Consider the following 16262-nt stretch of genomic DNA (forward strand, 5'->3'; position numbering starts at 1 on the left):
TGTGCGTTAATGAATCGTTAAATTTATAAGTTTATGAAATTTATAACTTAAGTAATTTATTTCGTTATAGCTCGGTATTAGTTTTACTATTACGTACAGGTGAGGCTTATAGGTTTTGAGTGTTTATGCTCTTATTTTGAATAAACGGCGCATTTTAAGACGTTTCATGTATATATTTACGCATATTTACAGTTAGCGAGTTTGTTTAAAAGTTTAAATAAAATACTGAGGCAAAGGGAAATGCCAACTAAAGCTGTTTTTTAACGTTTTTTGTTGCCTATTCATAGCAATACCGTTGTCAGCTTGAAATGGACTAGATACACTAGATGCAACTTTTGGCCGTGTAAGCGGTCATATTTACACAAATTAACCAATTTGCAGTATTTTGAAATTATTTAGGAGTTTAACGTGGGATCAGGGCTTAATTTTTTAGATCTAATTTTAGAAGCAAGTTTGCTTGTTCAATTAGTAATGTTAGGGCTAGTTGCCATGTCTGTAATGTCGTGGACAATTATATTTCAACGTAAAAAAGCAATATCGGATGCGCTAATAAATGCTAAGAAATTTGAGCAAAAGTTTTGGTCGGGTATTGATTTAAGCAAATTATATAACGAGATATCGTCACGCAGCGGTCAGTCTCAAGGCATTGAAGCTTTGTTTACTTCGGGCTTTAAAGAGTTTGCTCGCCATAAAAAGAATACATTTCAAAGTGCGAGTATTGTTATGGAAGGAACGCACCGCTCTATGCGTGTTGCGCTTTCTCGTGAAATTGAAAAAATGGAATCTAGTCTATCGTTTTTAGCAACAGTAGGTTCTATAAGTCCGTACATCGGTTTGTTTGGTACAGTGTGGGGTATAATGAATGCCTTTATTGCACTAGGTGAAGTTAAGCAAGCTACATTACAAATGGTAGCACCAGGTATTGCAGAGGCACTTATTGCGACTGCTATGGGTTTATTTGCGGCGATCCCTGCTGTTATTGCTTATAACCGTTTTTCAAACAGTGTTGAAAAGCTTGAGTCTCACTATATTAACTTTATGGAAGAGTTTGCTAATATTTTACACCGTCAAGCAGCTACACAAATAGAGGCACAAGCGAATGTATCAGCGTAAAAAGCGCCGTCCGGTCGCAGAGATTAATGTAGTACCTTACATTGATGTAATGTTGGTACTACTTATAATATTTATGGCTACAGCACCGCTTATTACGCATGGTGTAAAAGTTGATTTACCTAAAATGGAAGAGTCTGATTTAGTTGATACTAAAGATACTCCGCCTATTATTGCTTCAATAGATGCACAAGGTAAATATTACGTGAGTGTAGGTACTGATCCTGAAGAGCCTATGGAAGCACTTGATGTTGCTGCGGTTATAAAATTACAATTAATGAAAAACCCTGACGTACCAGTAATGATTAAAGGTTCTGGTAAGGTGTCGTATCAAGAAGTATTATTACTAATGGATTTTTTGAAAAATGCAGGCGTACCATCAGTAGGATTAATGACTGAATCCTTTGAGGGGAAGTAGCTGTATGAATAGTTCAGTAGTAAAATCGATAGTACTTCATTTAGGCATAGGTGGTTTTTTGTATGCGTCTGCAAACATTCACCCACCTGCGCCTAAGGTAATGGAAGTAACGCTTAATTCGGCTATACCCACCCCAGATAATGCGGNNNNCGGCTGTTACAGTTGATCAAAAGCAAGTTGAGCAAAAAATTGCTGAGCTTCAAAAGAAAGAAAAAGATAAAAAAAGTGCTGAAGACAAACGTATTCGTGATTTAGAACGCAGGGCGGCAAATGCACGTGAGCAACGCGAATCTGAATCTAGGCATATTAAAAAGCTAGAGCAAGAACGCAAAGCTAAAGAAAAAGAAACAGCCGAGGCTCAAGCACAAGCTAAAAAAGCACGTGCTATTGAGCAAAAAGAGCGCGCTAAAGCTAAGCAAGCTGAAAAACAAAAGCAAGAAGCTGAAAGTGCAGCTAAAGCTGCTGCTGATAAACGTAAAACCGAAGAAGACGCACTTAAAAAAGCAGAAGCTGAACGTAAAAAACGTGAAATCGAGGCAAAAGAGCGTGCAGCCGAGGCAGAACGTAAACGCCAGCAAGCGATGCAAGAGCAAATGCTACAAGAGCAACTTGCAAAAGAGCAGGCTGCCCGTAGTAAAATACGTCAGCAACAAGTGGTGAGCGAAGTTGATAAGTACCGTGCATTAATTATGGCGCGTATTCAACAAAACTTATTGATTGATGAAAAAATGAAAAACCAACAGTGCCGAGTCAATATTCGTTTAGGCTTTAATGGTTTAGTAACGCAAGTTAAATCATTAGGTGGCGATAAGTTAGTGTGTGAAGCTGCATTAAGAGCAGTGCGCATGGCTGACACATTACCGGTATCTAAAGATAAAGACGTATTCGAACAACTTAAGAATATTAATTTAACAATCAAGCCAGAGTTTTAAAGGAATGATATGTTCAACAAAATAAAAATAGCCTGTTTAGTTTTACTGTTTGGGTTTGTGGGTGTTGCTAATGCAGCGCTTGAAATTGTAATAACTGAGGGTGTAGATGGTGCAAGGCCTATTGCTATAGTGCCTTTTAAATACCAAGGTGTTGGTCCAATCCCTGAAAAATTAAGCAGTGTTATTGCTGCCGACTTAATGCGCAGTGGTAAGTTTAAACCTGTTGATGTAGCGCAAATGCCACAACAGCCGACCAAAGATAGCGAAATTGATTACGCATCTTGGGTTAATAAAGGTGTGGAGGCTGTATTAGTGGGCGAAGTTGAGCAGCAAACTGATGGGCGTTACTTAGTGCGTTATGAGTTAGTTGACGTGATTCGTGGCCAAATTACTGGTGGCAACACACAAATGATGAGTAATGGTAAGTTAATCAAAAGCCAAGATCATATTTTAGAAGCGCGCGAAAGTGTTATTGGTGAAAGCGGTTTTCGCCGTTACTCTCATCGAATCAGTGACGTTATATATGAAAAACTGACTGGTGAGAAAGGCGCATTTTTGACTAAAATTGCTTATGTAATAGTACGTGATAACGAGCCTAAACCTTATCAGCTAGTCGTTGCCGATTACGATGGTTTTAACGAACAGGTATTACTTCGTTCAAAAGAACCATTAATGTCGCCAGCATGGTCACCAAATGGTACTAAACTAGCGTATGTAACGTTTGAAAACCGTCAAAGCCAAATTTACATTCAAGATATATACACAGGTAAGCGTGAAATAATAGCAAGCTACCGTGGTATTAATGGTGCACCGCAGTTTTCGCCAGATGGTAAAAAGCTATTATTAGTGCTTTCTAAGGATAAGACGGGTGCGACAGAAGTTTACATGCTTGACCTTGCTACACGTAAAGAAACACGCTTAACAAATCATCGTAGCATAGATACTGAGCCATCTTGGTACCCTAATGGCCTAGATATTGTGTTTACATCTGAAAGGGGTGGTAATGCTCAGATTTATAAGTTAAATTTAAAAACAGGTAGGTCACAACGACTCACCTTTGATGGTGATATGAACCTTGCTGGTTCTATAACACCAGATGGAAAAGAATTAGTGATGGTTAACCGTACCAACGGGCAGTACCATCTTGCTAAGAAAGAGCTGGCTACAGGTGCGTTTCAAGTATTAACGAGAACACGCCTAGATGAATCACCGAGCATAGCGCCAAATGGTTCGATGATTATATACAGCACGCTCCATAATAATAAACAGGTACTTGCGCTAGTATCGATGGACGGCCGCTTTAAAGCACGGTTACCTGTGCTAGACGGACAAGTAAAGGCACCAGCTTGGTCGCCATACTTACAGTAATATTACTGGTTTACTCAAAATAGGAATCTACTCAATGCAACTTAACAAAATACTTAAAGGCCTGCTAATTGCTGTGCCAGTAATGACATTAGCAGCTTGTAGCTCATCTTCTGATATTGATGAAGGTGCTGCAAACCAATCAAATCAAGGCGTTGTTGAGCAATCAACTAACACTGATACAGTTGAAGTAGCTACAATCTCTCCTGAGCAACAAGCAGAAGAGCAACTTCGTCAAAAGTACGAAGCACTTCGTCAAGAGCAAGTAATTTACTTTGACTTTGATAAAGCAACTGTTGAAGGTAAGTACGCTGATTTACTTCGTGCACATGCTGAGTTTTTAGTTCAAAACCCATCAGTTAAAGTACTAATTGAAGGCCACGCAGATGAGCGCGGTACTCCAGAGTACAACATTGCACTAGGTGAGCACCGTGGCCAAGCAGTTGAAAAATACCTATTAAGCTTAGGTGTTTCAGCTAGCCAAATGTCAGTGGTAAGCTACGGTGAAGAGAAGCCAATGGTTAAATCTCGCACTGAATCAGCTTTCGCTAAAAACCGCCGTGCGGTACTAGTTTACTAAGATAAGAGATATTATGAAGCCGAAAATTATTTTGGCANTGGCTGCTCCCGCTCCTGTTTCAGAAGCTGCAAGTTCACAATCAAGTATTGAGAAGCGATTAGCGTCGCTTGAGAATATGATGCAGTCGCGTAACTTTTTACAAGTAGAGTTACAGCAACAACTTAACTTGTTACAAGACGAAGTAAGTCAAATTCGCGGTGTAACTGAAGAGCAAAGCTACAAACTTGAAAAAGTACTGCAGCGTCAGCGTGAGTTGTATCAAGAGATTGAAAACCGCGTGAGCCAAGCTTATACACAGCCAACAGCAGCTCCAGTAGTCGATCAGGCGCAGCCAAACGATGCACAGAGCTACAGCAGTGACTTATCTGAAAATGAAGCGTACGAGCGTGCTGTTGCGTTAATAATGAAAGATAAACGTTATGATCAAGCGATTCCTGAATTTCAAACGTTTTTAACTACCTATCCAAACTCTGTATATGCGTCTAACGCGCATTATTGGTTAGGGCAGTTGCTTACTATTAAAAATGATGGCGTAAAAGCGGTGGAGCATTTTAAAGTGGTTGTTAACGAATTTCCAAATTCTAATAAACGCCCAGATGCAATGCTAAAGTTAGGCACACTTTTACAAGATCAAGGTTCAGCGGCGCAAGCACAAAAAATATTGAGCGATCTTATCAATCAATACCCAAGTACTACCGCTGCAAAACTAGCAACTGATCGTTTAGGAAACTAAAGTTCACTAGCGATTAAATTTCTAGTTAAGGCGAGCAAACTACATGGAAACTCTCGAAGAATCTTGGATTTGCATGTAGTTTGAGCACAAACGGTTTAATTTTGTGCATCTAGACATAAAAACTTAAAAAAAGAGACAATTTCGGTTGCACTCATTTTATAAATAAGTATTATAAGCGCCCGCAGCAAACGAATGGTTACCCCACTCGAAATGCGACAAAAAGAGCGGGTTATTAGCTCAGTTGGTAGAGCAGTTGACTTTTAATCAATTGGTCGATGGTTCAAATCCATCATAACCCACCATTATTTGAATGGTCTTTTATCGGCGGATTTACGTACAATACTAAGTTGTTATAAAACGCAACGTCAGAGCGGGTCATTAGCTCAGTTGGTAGAGCAGTTGACTTTTAATCAATTGGTCGATGGTTCAAATCCATCATGACCCACCATTCTTTATTCCTTGTGAATACGGTTTGGCATCAATCGGCGGATTTACGTAAGCTTTAACTTAGTAATAAGTTAGCAACTGGAATGGGTTATTAGCTCAGTTGGTAGAGCAGTTGACTTTTAATCAATTGGTCGATGGTTCAAATCCATCATAACCCACCATTCTTTATTCCTTGTGAATAATGATTGGTTCCAATCGGCGGATTTACGCAAAGTAGTAAGTTGCATTTAAATGCAACAATAGAGCGGGTCATTAGCTCAGTTGGTAGAGCAGTTGACTTTTAATCAATTGGTCGATGGTTCAAATCCATCATGACCCACCATTCTTTGTTCCTTGTGAATACGGTTTGGAATCAATCGGCGGATTTACGTAAGCTTCATTCATAATTGAATAAGTGCATAGAGCGGGTTATTAGCTCAGTTGGTAGAGCAGTTGACTTTTAATCAATTGGTCGATGGTTCAAATCCATCATAACCCACCATTCTATGAAAAGTTATATAAGAGCGGGTCATTAGCTCAGTTGGTAGAGCAGTTGACTTTTAATCAATTGGTCGATGGTTCAAATCCATCATGACCCACCATTCTTTTATTCCTTGTGAATAGTGTTTGGTATCAATCGGCGGATATACGTAAGCTTCATTCATAATTGAATAAGCGCATAGATTGGGTTATTAGCTCAGTTGGTAGAGCAGTTGACTTTTAATCAATTGGTCGATGGTTCAAATCCATCATAACCCACCATTCTATGACAGTTTAATCGGCGGATTTACGCAAGCTTTTTACAAAGCAGATTTATATTAGAGCGGGTCATTAGCTCAGTTGGTAGAGCAGTTGACTTTTAATCAATTGGTCGATGGTTCAAATCCATCATGACCCACCACTCTCTAATACTTTCTTTTATATTCTTTTTTAATTTCCCACTTTATTTTTTATAAACAGCCTTACTAGTTTGCTGTTATTTGCTTTCATATTCTCGTATAATTCGCCCTAATTAATGCACTGTAGATAAGTGGTCGAGAACATGAGTCTAGCTCAAACTATTATGCCTGAAGGTTATATTTTTCCCCCTAAGCCAGCACCGTTAACACAAGACGAGCAAGGCGAATATAAAGCGCGTATAAAACAATTACTAAAAGATAAAAATGCAGTACTTGTTGCCCATTATTATACCGATCCTGAAATTCAAGCACTTGCTGAAGAAACCGGCGGCTGCGTTGCCGACTCGCTAGAAATGGCGCGTTTTGGCGCACGTCACGATGCAGATATGATTATTGTTGCGGGCGTAAAATTTATGGGCGAAACAGCCAAAATTTTAACGCCAAATAAAACGGTTGTTATGCCAACGCTTGAAGCAACATGTTCGTTAGATATTGGTTGCCCGATAGACGAGTTCTCTGCGTTTTGCGATCAGCACCCTGATCGTAAAGTAGTTGTATATGCAAACACCTCTACGGCTGTTAAAGCACGTGCAGATTGGATTGTAACTTCATCCTGTGCACTTGAAATAGTAGAGCACCTCGATGAGCAAGGCGAAAAAATCATTTGGGGCCCAGATAAGCACCTTGGTAGTTATATTCAAAAAAATACCGGTGCTGATATGCTTATGTGGAATGGCGCATGTATTGTACATGACGAGTTTAAAACAAAAGCACTTAAAGACATGAAAGCGCTACACCCAGATGCAGGCGTTTTAGTTCATCCTGAGTCACCAGCAGAAATAGTTGCTCTTGCCGATTCGGTTGGATCTACGAGCCAATTAATCAAAGCAGCGCAAACAATGGACAATAAAAAGTTTATTGTAGCAACTGATCGCGGCATCTTTTATAAAATGCAGCAACTATGTCCAGATAAAGAGTTTTTTGCGGCTCCTACGGCAGGTGAGGGCGCTTCATGTAAAAGTTGCGCACATTGCCCTTGGATGGCAATGAATGGCTTAAAAGCGATTGAAGAAGCCCTCATAAGTCCTAAAGGCAAAGAAGTATTCGTTGATATGGATTTACGCGAAGGCGCTCTTAAATCCTTAAATCGCATGCTTGAGTTTACTGCGAGCATGGCTAAGTAACTTTTAAAGTATAAATTAAAAACGGTTAAGTCTTAGATTTAGCCGTTTTTTTGTGCCTATAGGTAAGTGTTGCTTGATTAGTAAGCATTTAAAGGCCCAAATTTAAAAATGCCTTGCACCTTAAGGGTCTATTTCATACTATAGCGCGCTGTTGCATTACACAATTGCAGCACCGTGGAGGGATGGCTGAGTGGCTGAAGGCGCACGCCTGGAAAGTGTGTTTAGGTTTATCCCTAACGAGGGTTCGAATCCCTCTCCCTCCACCATTATTCAATATTAGGACGTCTCAGGACGTCCTTTTTTGTGCCTGTAATCAAGTAAAATCAACAACTTAGTGTATCATATCGTCCCATCCTGTTTCACCCAAGCTCAAAGCTTTAGTATCTAATATGGTATTCCTTTAATAAACTGCCATAATAAAGAATACTAAATTGGAGTAGGGTTCATTTTTTATGGCAAGATCAGCGAAGCAACTTACCGATACAGCGCTAAAGAAAGTAAAAGCAGAGGATAAAGATCTTATTTTATCTGATGGTAATGGCCTACAAGTAAAAGTTAGAAAGAGTGGTTCTAAGCTCTGGAACTTTAACTACTATCATCCAATTACAAAAAAGCGTATTAACATGGGCTTAGGTAAGTATCCCGATATATCAATTGTTAATGCTAGAAAGCTAGCGCAAGAAGCCAGGGAGTTGGTTGCTCTAGGGACTGACCCTAAAGAACATAGAGACGAAACCTTAGCTTTTAAACGAGCACAAGAAGAGTTAACGCTAAATAAAGTCGCTTTAGAGTGGTTTGAGGTTAAAAAACAAAGTTTAACCAAAGACTATGGTGAAGATATTTGGCGATCGTTAAACAAGCATATTTTATCGGTTATTGGCAAATACCCCATTGGTAAAATCAATGCACCACAAGTGATTAAGATTTTAAAACCCATAGAAGCAAAAGGAACCTTAGAGACAGTTAAGCGGCTATGCCTGTATTTAAGAAAGATCATGATACACGCAGTTAATAGTGGTTACATTAATGCTAATCCACTTGCAGGGATTAGTGAGGTTTTCAAAAAGCCGCAAAAACAAAACATGCCTTCGTTAAAACCAGAGGAGCTGCCTGAATTAATGCAAACACTTGCTATAGCATCAATTAAGCGCGTAACTCGTTTTTTAATTGAATGGCAGTTACATACACTTACGCGCCCAGGTGAAGCTGCCGGTACTCGATGGGATGAAATCGATTTTGGTAATAAACTTTGGACTATACCCCCTGAACGCATGAAAAAACGCAGAGAGCATGTCATTCCTTTATCAAAACAGGCTTTAGAGTTATTGGAGGCAATAAAACCAATTTCAGGGCACAGAGAGTTTGTTTTTCCGTCAGACAGAAACCCCAGAAATCATATCAACAATGAAACAGCTAATATGGCTCTAAAACGTATGGGGTTTGAAGGTAGGTTAGTAAGTCATGGCTTACGTTCGCTTGGAAGTACAACATTAAATGAGCATGAGTTTAACCCAGATGTGATAGAAGCCGCACTTGCGCATGTAGATAAAAACCAAGTTCGTTCTGCTTATAATAGAGCTGAATACATAGAAAAACGCAGAGAGCTAATGAATTGGTGGAGCGACCATATAAGCAAAGCATCTCAGGGTACACTGTCGGTAACAGGGCATAAGCACCTTTTAAAAGTTGGTTAGAAGAGAATAAAAATAAGGATATAAAATGGCTTTAACACAAATGCAAATCATTCAATCACTTGGTGAGGCAATGAGCTGGCTAGAAAGGGAGTTAAGCTGGGATGTGCCTGCAACAGAGCTAAGACATTTAACCGGTAGAATAGGGGAGCTCTACGCTGCACTTATAACGAATGGACGTATGGCAACAGAGGTTAACCAAGCGGGGTATGATGTAGTATCAAGCACAGGCGAGCGTATATCAGTTAAAACAACAGGTAGGATGCATACAGGCGGCCATATTAGCTTTAACACTAATACCTTAGGCTTGGTCGATCGCATAATTATTTTAAGAATCAATACAGATGAAATGCAAGTTGAAACTTTGTTAGACCTGCCAGTTGAGCAAGCTAGATTACTAATGAGTGATGTAGCAACGGGTAAAAGCTGTATTACAATGAGCAAGTTAATAAATCCACCATTTAAACCACGTATATTACTAAATGTAAAAGAAGCTATATGGCATAATTACAAATTGGTAGAGCTTGAAAACGGGACCATAGAGGTGTTTTTAAATGACGAGCTTGTAACACCAAGTAAGCCTTACTTACGTGATATTGCTAAAGAGTTAGGGGTTTCAATATTAAATGGCAACGGAAATCCATTTAATACACGGCAATTAGGTTCTGTGTTGATTAAAGAGTTATTAAATTAAAGCTATCGTTGTTTATACACAGTAGTTTAAAGCTAAGTAATTAGGCCTCTAATTCACTGAGCTTAAACAAGTTTCATTAACTATGTAATTTATGTATTATGCAGACTCCTCATACAAAAGGATCGTTGATGAAGAATGTACTACTAATAGTTACCGGTGCCAGCCCACAAGTATTGACTGAAACGCTTTTTGCGCTTTATCAGCAGGGTAAGCCTATGCCAGAAGAGGTGTTTGTTATTACAACAAAAAGTACCAAGGCTATGCTCACCGATGGATTATTTAAGCAAGGTCACTTAGCTAAACTAATAACAGACTACCAACTGCCCACTATTGAACTCCCCGATGAAAACATATGGCTTATAGAAGACGATAAAGGCCAACCTATTAATGATGCTAAATCTGAAATAGAACAAACTTACATGGCCGACTTTATTACGCGTAAAGTGTTTGAACTTACCAATAAAAACGATATTAGTATTCATGCGTCTATTGCTGGTGGGCGTAAAACAATGGCGTTTTATTTAGGTTATGCCATGTCATTATTGGGTCGCGAGCAAGATTCGCTCAGTCATGTATTTGTGAATAACGAATTTGAATTTGTTAGAGACTTTTACTACCCAACACCTTACGACCACATTATTGATGGTAAAAATGGCACGCAAGTAAACTGTATTAATGCAAATGTAACCCTTGCCGAAATACCCTTTGTACGAATGCGCCAATCTATCGACGAAACCCTCATTGCAAATATGCAAAGTGCATCGTTTAGCCAAACAGTAGCAAGCTTAAACTCAGCTCATAAAAAAGATTTAACCCTTGAAGTAAACGCAAAAGCAAAAACGCTCACCTTTGCAGGTATCGAAATTAAACTTACCGCAAAAGAAACCGCCTTTTATTTATGGTTAAACCAATACAGCCAAAGTGAACATAAAAAGCTAGTTGTGGGTCGTGATTTTGAAGAGTCTTTGCGTTACAGCAAAGAATATCTCATGCTTTTACAGCAAAATAGTAGTGATTTACGTATATTCCGCGACACCTTTGGCATAGAGCCCGAAGATTTTAGAGATGGTTTGCACAGTAATTTAAAGGTAATGGAAAAAACCTTTGTGCAACAAACGCGCAGCCGCATAAACAATAAAATAAATAAGGTGTTACCCAACGAGCTTGCTAAAAAAATAGCGATTGACTCCAATAACCAAAGCTTTGAAACAAGCTACTGGTTAAGTGCAGTAACACATAATATAAAAATAAATATAACGGCTTAATATTCGCAAGCTTGCAAACGCATAAAAATAATAACGCATGGTAAATTAGTTGATAAGGAAGTAATCAGGAATGAAGCAATCAATGAACTTTGAACATATTCAATCTAAGTGGCCAGAGCTACACCAGTTAGCCGCTTTTGCAGAAGACTATGCGATTACCGATCCACAAAGCTCACTAGTTAAGCTGCGTTGCTTTGCCGAAAAAGTAGTAGGCTACTTATACAAAGAACTTCGCTTACCTGTTTTACCAACGTCTAACATTTTCGACAAACTTACCGCCGACGACTTTACCAGCGCAGTCCCGCGTTTAATTACCGATAAGCTCCATGCCATACGTAAAAGCGGCAACCAAGCCGCGCATGAAGGCAAAGTAGATCAACAACAAGCTATTTGGATATTAAAAGAAAGCTACTTTGTAGCCTCTTATTTGTTTATGGCTTATGCCAATGGCACGCAACAAGAATGCCCAGAGTTTAAAGCGCCTGAGCAAACACAGCCCACTAACCAAAGTGATGCCCAGTTTGCTAAAAAGAACAAACAACTCACTCAGCAGCTAGCCGAAAATCAAGCCCGTTTAAAACGCGCACTTGACGAACTAGAAGCCGCAGAGCTTGCACAAAAACAAGCCCAGCAGCAAACAGCAAAACTAAAACAAACTATTGATGCAGAAAAGCTTAACCAGGTTAAAACCCGAAATGAGCAAATTGTTAACTCAAGTTTTAACTTTAACGAAGATGAAACCCGTAAGCGTATTATCGACTTAGACCTGCGTAATGCAGGTTGGAATGTAGCACTTGACGACGAATCAACAGAAGACGTTGGCAAAGAAGTAAAAGTAACAGGCCAACCTACAACAACAGGCATAGGTTATGTTGATTACGTATTATGGGATGACGATGGCAAGCCACTTGCTGTAATAGAAGCCAAACGCACCCGCGAAAACATCGAAAAAGGCCGCCAGCAAGCAACGCTTTATGCCAACGCGTTCGAAAAGCAATATGGCCAACGGCCCGTTATTTTTTATTCAAACGGCTGGGATATAAAAATTCTAGACGATGCGCAAGGTTATAACAGCCGTGGTTTATACGGTTACTACTCAAAAGATTCCCTGTAGTACTTAATAAAGCAGCGCACGCTTAAAAAAGAGCTAAACACCACGCCAATAGATACTGCAGTAGCAGGGCGTTTGTATCAAATGGAAACCATAACCCGTGTGTGTGAGCGTTTTAGCGACAAACACCGCAAAGCGCTTATTGTGCAAGCAACCGGCACAGGTAAAACACGCGTATCTATCGCCCTTGCAAAACGGCTGCTCGATGCAGGTTGGGCTAAGCGCGTATTATTTTTATGTGACCGAAAAGAGCTACGTAAACAAGCAGGTAATGCCTTTACCGAGCATACCAAAGAGCCAGTACACATTGTAGGCAAAAGCGCTAAAAACACCGCAGCGAGTGCGCGTGTATTTATAGCAACCTACCCAGGCATGCTGCGTATAATGAACAAGTACGACGTAGGTCACTTTGACCTAATAGTGGCTGATGAATCGCACCGTTCAATTTACAATATTTATGGCGATATTTTTAAATACTTTGACGCGCTAGAAGTGGGCTTAACCGCCACGCCGGTAGAAATGGTATCGCGCTCAACCTGTGATTTATTTAGCTGTGATTACAAAATGCCAACAGCCAATTACCCGCTTGAAGACGCCATAGAACAAGGCAACTTAGTTCCTTACAAAATTGTAAGTTACACCACGCAGTTTTTACGCGAAGGCATTAAAAAAGACAACCTAACTGATGAGCAAATAGCCCAATTAGAAGAGCAAGGGATTGATCCGAACGAGCTCGACTTTGATGCAAAACAAATAGACGAAGCCATTAAAAATAAAGACACCAACAGGCTAATACTACGTAACCTAATGGAAAAAGGCCTGCGGGACAAAGACGGCCAACTACCTGGTAAAACAATAGTATTTGCCCGTAACATAGCCCACGCCGAATTAATGGCGCAGCTGTTTAGCGAGCTTTACCCGCAGCATGGTGCTAATTTTTGCCGCGTAATTCACTCAAAGTACGAACGTGCTGAAGAGCTAATAGACGACTTTAAATCAAGCGACGAAAACAGCGTACGCATAGCTGTATCGGTCGATATGCTCGACACCGGCATAGACGTACCAGAATGTGTAAACCTTGTATTTGCCAAACCCATAAAATCAAAAGTAAAATTTTGGCAAATGATTGGCCGTGGCACACGCTTATGCGAAAACCTATATGGCCCAGGTAAGCACAAAACTCACTTTTTAATATTCGACCACTGGGCAAATTTTGAATACTTTGATGAAAACCCAGAAGAAGAAGACGTAAAACAAGCTAAATCGTTACTGCAAAAGCTATTTGAAGCGCGGGTAACCCTTGCACAAACCGCCCTCAAAAAAGCCAATATGGATGTGTTTGATCAAACAATAAAATTAATTCACGACGATATTTGCTTACTGCCAATGGAATCAATATCGGTGCGCGACAACTGGCAAGTGGTCGAAACCTTTAAAGACCTAAAACGCCTTAATCAGTTTATCCCTGATGATGTACAAACGTTGCTAGAAGAAGTAGCGCCGCTTATGCAATGGCGTAACATTATGGGGCAAAGTGAAGCGTATAAATTTGATTCTGAGCTAACCACCATTCAAACGCTGTTAATTACCGATGAAAGCCAAATTGATTTAGCTAAACAAAATGTAATGAACAAAGTTGAATCGCTACAAATGCACTTAAACGAAGTACGTAGCAAAGCACCTGCAATAGCAGAAATACAAACCGAGCAATATTGGCAGTATTTAACCCATGCAGCGCTTGAGCAAAGCCGCATTAATTTACGCAGTATTATACACCTGCGTAATAAAGACATAACACCGCCAAAAAGTGACTTTATACTCGATATAAAAGAAGACGCAAACCAAATACACGAAGCTGATAGGCTTACAAAAATAGTCTCTATTGATTATCAAATATACCGACAAGAGGTTGAAAAAACACTCACCCCGTTATTTGAAACCGACAGCGTTCTGCAAAAAATTCGCAATGGCGAACAAGTAACCGAAGCCGACTTAGCGCAATTAAGCTCGTTAGTGCATACGCAAAACCCAAGTGTTGATTTAAATACATTAAAAGAGTTTTTTCCCGAATCAACCGCTAGCTTAGACAAAATATTGCGTACCATAGTCGGCATGGATAAAAACGCCATAGAGCAAAGCTTTACAACCTTTGTGCAGCAAATACACACCCATGTTAATGCCAAGCAACAGCGCTTTATTGGTATGTTAAAAAACCACCTAATTCGCCACGGCTCTATTGAAATAGCCCAGCTTTACGACGCACCTTTTACACAAATACACGACATGGGGCTCGATGGCGTATTTAGCCAGCAACAAGCCGACGTAATAGAGCAATTTATTAAGCAGTTTGATGTACAATTGGGTGATAAAAACCAATCTGTTGAAAAAGAGGTGAGATTGTAAATGGCTAATCAAGGTGTTGTTATATACCAAACTCCGGATGGTTCGTTATCTTTTGATATTCAATTTAAAAATGAATCGCTTTGGATGTCTCAAGCGCAAATGGCTGATTTATTTGGAACGAAGCGACCCGCTATTACAAAGCACTTGTCTAATATTTTTAAGACTGGTGAACTGGAGCAAGAAGTGGTTAGTTCCATTTTGGAACAAACCACTGAACACGGTGCAATAGCTGGGAAAACACAAAAATCAAAAACTAAATTTTACAATCTTGATGCTATTATTTCCGTGGGCTACCGCGTTAACTCAACCCAAGCAACGCGCTTTCGCCAATGGGCGACTAAAACATTAAAGCAGCATTTATTAAAAGGCTACACTTTAAACCAAGAGCGATTAGCACAAAATGCAACAGAGCTAGATAACGCATTACAACTCGTTAAACGTATTGCTGTTTTGCCACAAAACAGTGAGTTTGGTGCAGGGCTTGTAGATATAATTGCCAGTTACACGCAAACCTTCTTATGGCTACAACAGTATGATGAAGGACTGCTTAATTCACCAAAAGGGGAATTAGGCGGTGCACTTACACCACTTAATGATGCAAAAATCGCGATTTCACAGCTTAAGCAAAACCTTATAAACAAAGGCGAAGCCACCAAGTTATTTGCACAAGAGCGTAACAATGGCCTAAATGCAATTTGGGGCGCGTTAGATCAAAGTGTATTTGGTGAGCCTGCCTACCCAAGCATAGAAAGTAAAGCGGCGCATTTATTATATTTTGTTGTTAAAAACCACCCATTTAGTGATGGCAATAAACGCACCGCAGCATTTTTATTTGTCGATTTTCTAAATCGTAATCAACGCCTGTTAAATGAAAATTATCAACCCGTAATAAACGACACAGGCTTAGCGGCAATAACCTTATTAGTCGCAGAGTCAAACCCTAAAGAAAAAGACACCATTATTCGCTTAATCGAAAATTTATTGTAACTATTCACCAAGACAAATTATTTTCTAAGGATCTTTTTTAGCTATTGACTGATCCTGCCAGTATGCCAAGCTAGAGCTATTACCCTATCGCTCTAGCTTTAATGAATTTAAACAGCATAAATATCACTGAAATAGTTGAGCAAACTAAAACTCAGTTACAAGAAGATAAAACACTCTCGCCAGCGTTGAAGATGTCTATTGAACTCATTCTTGTTGTCGTTGTTATGCTAGCTAGTAAATTAGGACTTAATAGTCAAAATAGTAGCATTCCTCCATCAAAAGATATCAACCGAACAAAGCCAACAAGAGAGAAGTCAGAAAAATCAGCTGGCGGACAAAAAGGCCGAGTAGGTAAAACGCTGACTCAAACAGAAACACCTGATGAGGTACAAGTCATTTTAGTTGACCGAGATTTTTTACCTAAAGGTCACTATCGTGAGGTGGGTTTTCAAAAGCGACAAGTC

General features: G+C 39.7%; 13 protein-coding genes, 9 tRNA genes and 1 pseudogene. All 23 read left to right on the forward strand.

The window, feature by feature from the left end; all coding sequences use genetic code 11:
• The first annotated feature begins 408 nt into the window (after positions 1-408).
• Positions 409-1113: a protein TolQ gene (gene tolQ, locus L655_RS0110780; protein WP_002960643.1), complete on the forward strand. Its 705-nt coding sequence runs from the start codon at positions 409-411 to the stop codon at positions 1111-1113.
• Positions 1100-1528 carry a protein TolR gene (gene tolR, locus L655_RS0110785; RefSeq protein WP_002960641.1) on the forward strand — a complete coding sequence of 143 codons (429 nt, stop codon included), beginning with the start codon at positions 1100-1102 and terminating at the stop codon, positions 1526-1528. Before tolQ ends, tolR begins: the two co-directional genes overlap by 14 nt.
• Positions 1529-1532: 4 nt before the next feature.
• Positions 1533-2460: pseudogene (gene tolA, locus L655_RS01000000125475) on the forward strand (cell envelope integrity protein TolA).
• A gap of 9 nt (positions 2461-2469) precedes the next feature.
• Complete coding sequence (tolB, locus tag L655_RS0110795) at positions 2470-3828, forward strand: Tol-Pal system beta propeller repeat protein TolB (protein ID WP_024605040.1); 1359 nt, start codon at positions 2470-2472, stop codon at positions 3826-3828.
• Positions 3829-3862: 34 nt separating this feature from the next.
• Positions 3863-4405, forward strand: a complete 543-nt coding sequence (pal, locus tag L655_RS0110800) for a peptidoglycan-associated lipoprotein Pal (protein ID WP_002960636.1) — start codon at positions 3863-3865, stop codon at positions 4403-4405.
• A gap of 13 nt (positions 4406-4418) precedes the next feature.
• On the forward strand, positions 4419-5138 hold the full coding sequence (gene ybgF / locus L655_RS0110805) for a tol-pal system protein YbgF (RefSeq protein WP_024605041.1): 720 nt from the start codon (positions 4419-4421) through the stop codon (positions 5136-5138).
• 226 nt (positions 5139-5364) lie between these two features.
• Positions 5365-5440 (forward strand) — tRNA-Lys (locus L655_RS0110810).
• 70 nt (positions 5441-5510) lie between these two features.
• A tRNA-Lys gene (locus tag L655_RS0110815) sits at positions 5511-5586 on the forward strand.
• An 84-nt stretch (positions 5587-5670) separates the two neighbouring features.
• Positions 5671-5746: transfer RNA gene (locus L655_RS0110820), tRNA-Lys, on the forward strand.
• Positions 5747-5831: 85 nt separating this feature from the next.
• Positions 5832-5907, forward strand: a tRNA-Lys gene (locus L655_RS0110825).
• An 83-nt stretch (positions 5908-5990) separates the two neighbouring features.
• Positions 5991-6066, forward strand: a tRNA-Lys gene (locus L655_RS0110830).
• Positions 6067-6090: 24 nt separating this feature from the next.
• Positions 6091-6166 (forward strand) — tRNA-Lys (locus L655_RS0110835).
• Between the two features lie 84 nt (positions 6167-6250).
• A tRNA-Lys gene (locus L655_RS0110840) sits at positions 6251-6326 on the forward strand.
• A 63-nt stretch (positions 6327-6389) separates the two neighbouring features.
• Positions 6390-6465 (forward strand) — tRNA-Lys (locus L655_RS0110845).
• Positions 6466-6606: 141 nt separating this feature from the next.
• Positions 6607-7647: a quinolinate synthase NadA gene (gene nadA, locus L655_RS0110850; RefSeq protein WP_002962419.1), complete on the forward strand. Its 1041-nt coding sequence runs from the start codon at positions 6607-6609 to the stop codon at positions 7645-7647.
• Between the two features lie 176 nt (positions 7648-7823).
• A tRNA-Ser gene (locus tag L655_RS0110855) sits at positions 7824-7913 on the forward strand.
• Between the two features lie 186 nt (positions 7914-8099).
• Positions 8100-9341, forward strand: a complete 1242-nt coding sequence (locus L655_RS0110860; protein ID WP_024605042.1) for an integrase domain-containing protein — start codon at positions 8100-8102, stop codon at positions 9339-9341.
• Between the two features lie 25 nt (positions 9342-9366).
• Positions 9367-10032 carry a hypothetical protein gene (locus L655_RS0110865; protein WP_024605043.1) on the forward strand — a complete coding sequence of 222 codons (666 nt, stop codon included), beginning with the start codon at positions 9367-9369 and terminating at the stop codon, positions 10030-10032.
• A gap of 128 nt (positions 10033-10160) precedes the next feature.
• Complete coding sequence (csm6, locus tag L655_RS0110870; protein ID WP_024605044.1) at positions 10161-11297, forward strand: CRISPR-associated ring nuclease Csm6; 1137 nt, start codon at positions 10161-10163, stop codon at positions 11295-11297.
• Positions 11298-11367: 70 nt separating this feature from the next.
• The gene (locus L655_RS1000000127980; RefSeq protein WP_241764477.1) at positions 11368-12411 is read left to right on the forward strand and encodes a type I restriction endonuclease; all 1044 of its coding nucleotides are present in this window, start codon (positions 11368-11370) and stop codon (positions 12409-12411) included.
• A gap of 81 nt (positions 12412-12492) precedes the next feature.
• A complete protein-coding gene (locus L655_RS01000000125480) occupies positions 12493-14811 on the forward strand; it encodes a DEAD/DEAH box helicase family protein (RefSeq protein ID WP_241764478.1) in 2319 nt (772 codons plus the stop codon).
• Positions 14812-15798: a virulence protein RhuM/Fic/DOC family protein gene (locus tag L655_RS0110880; protein WP_024605045.1), complete on the forward strand. Its 987-nt coding sequence runs from the start codon at positions 14812-14814 to the stop codon at positions 15796-15798.
• Positions 15799-15899: 101 nt separating this feature from the next.
• Positions 15900-16262 (forward strand): DUF6444 domain-containing protein (locus L655_RS0110885; RefSeq protein ID WP_024604528.1); only part of this gene is annotated, 363 nt, incomplete at its 3' end.

The organism is Pseudoalteromonas sp. TAE79 (assembly GCF_000498015.1).
Classification (GTDB): domain Bacteria; phylum Pseudomonadota; class Gammaproteobacteria; order Enterobacterales; family Alteromonadaceae; genus Pseudoalteromonas.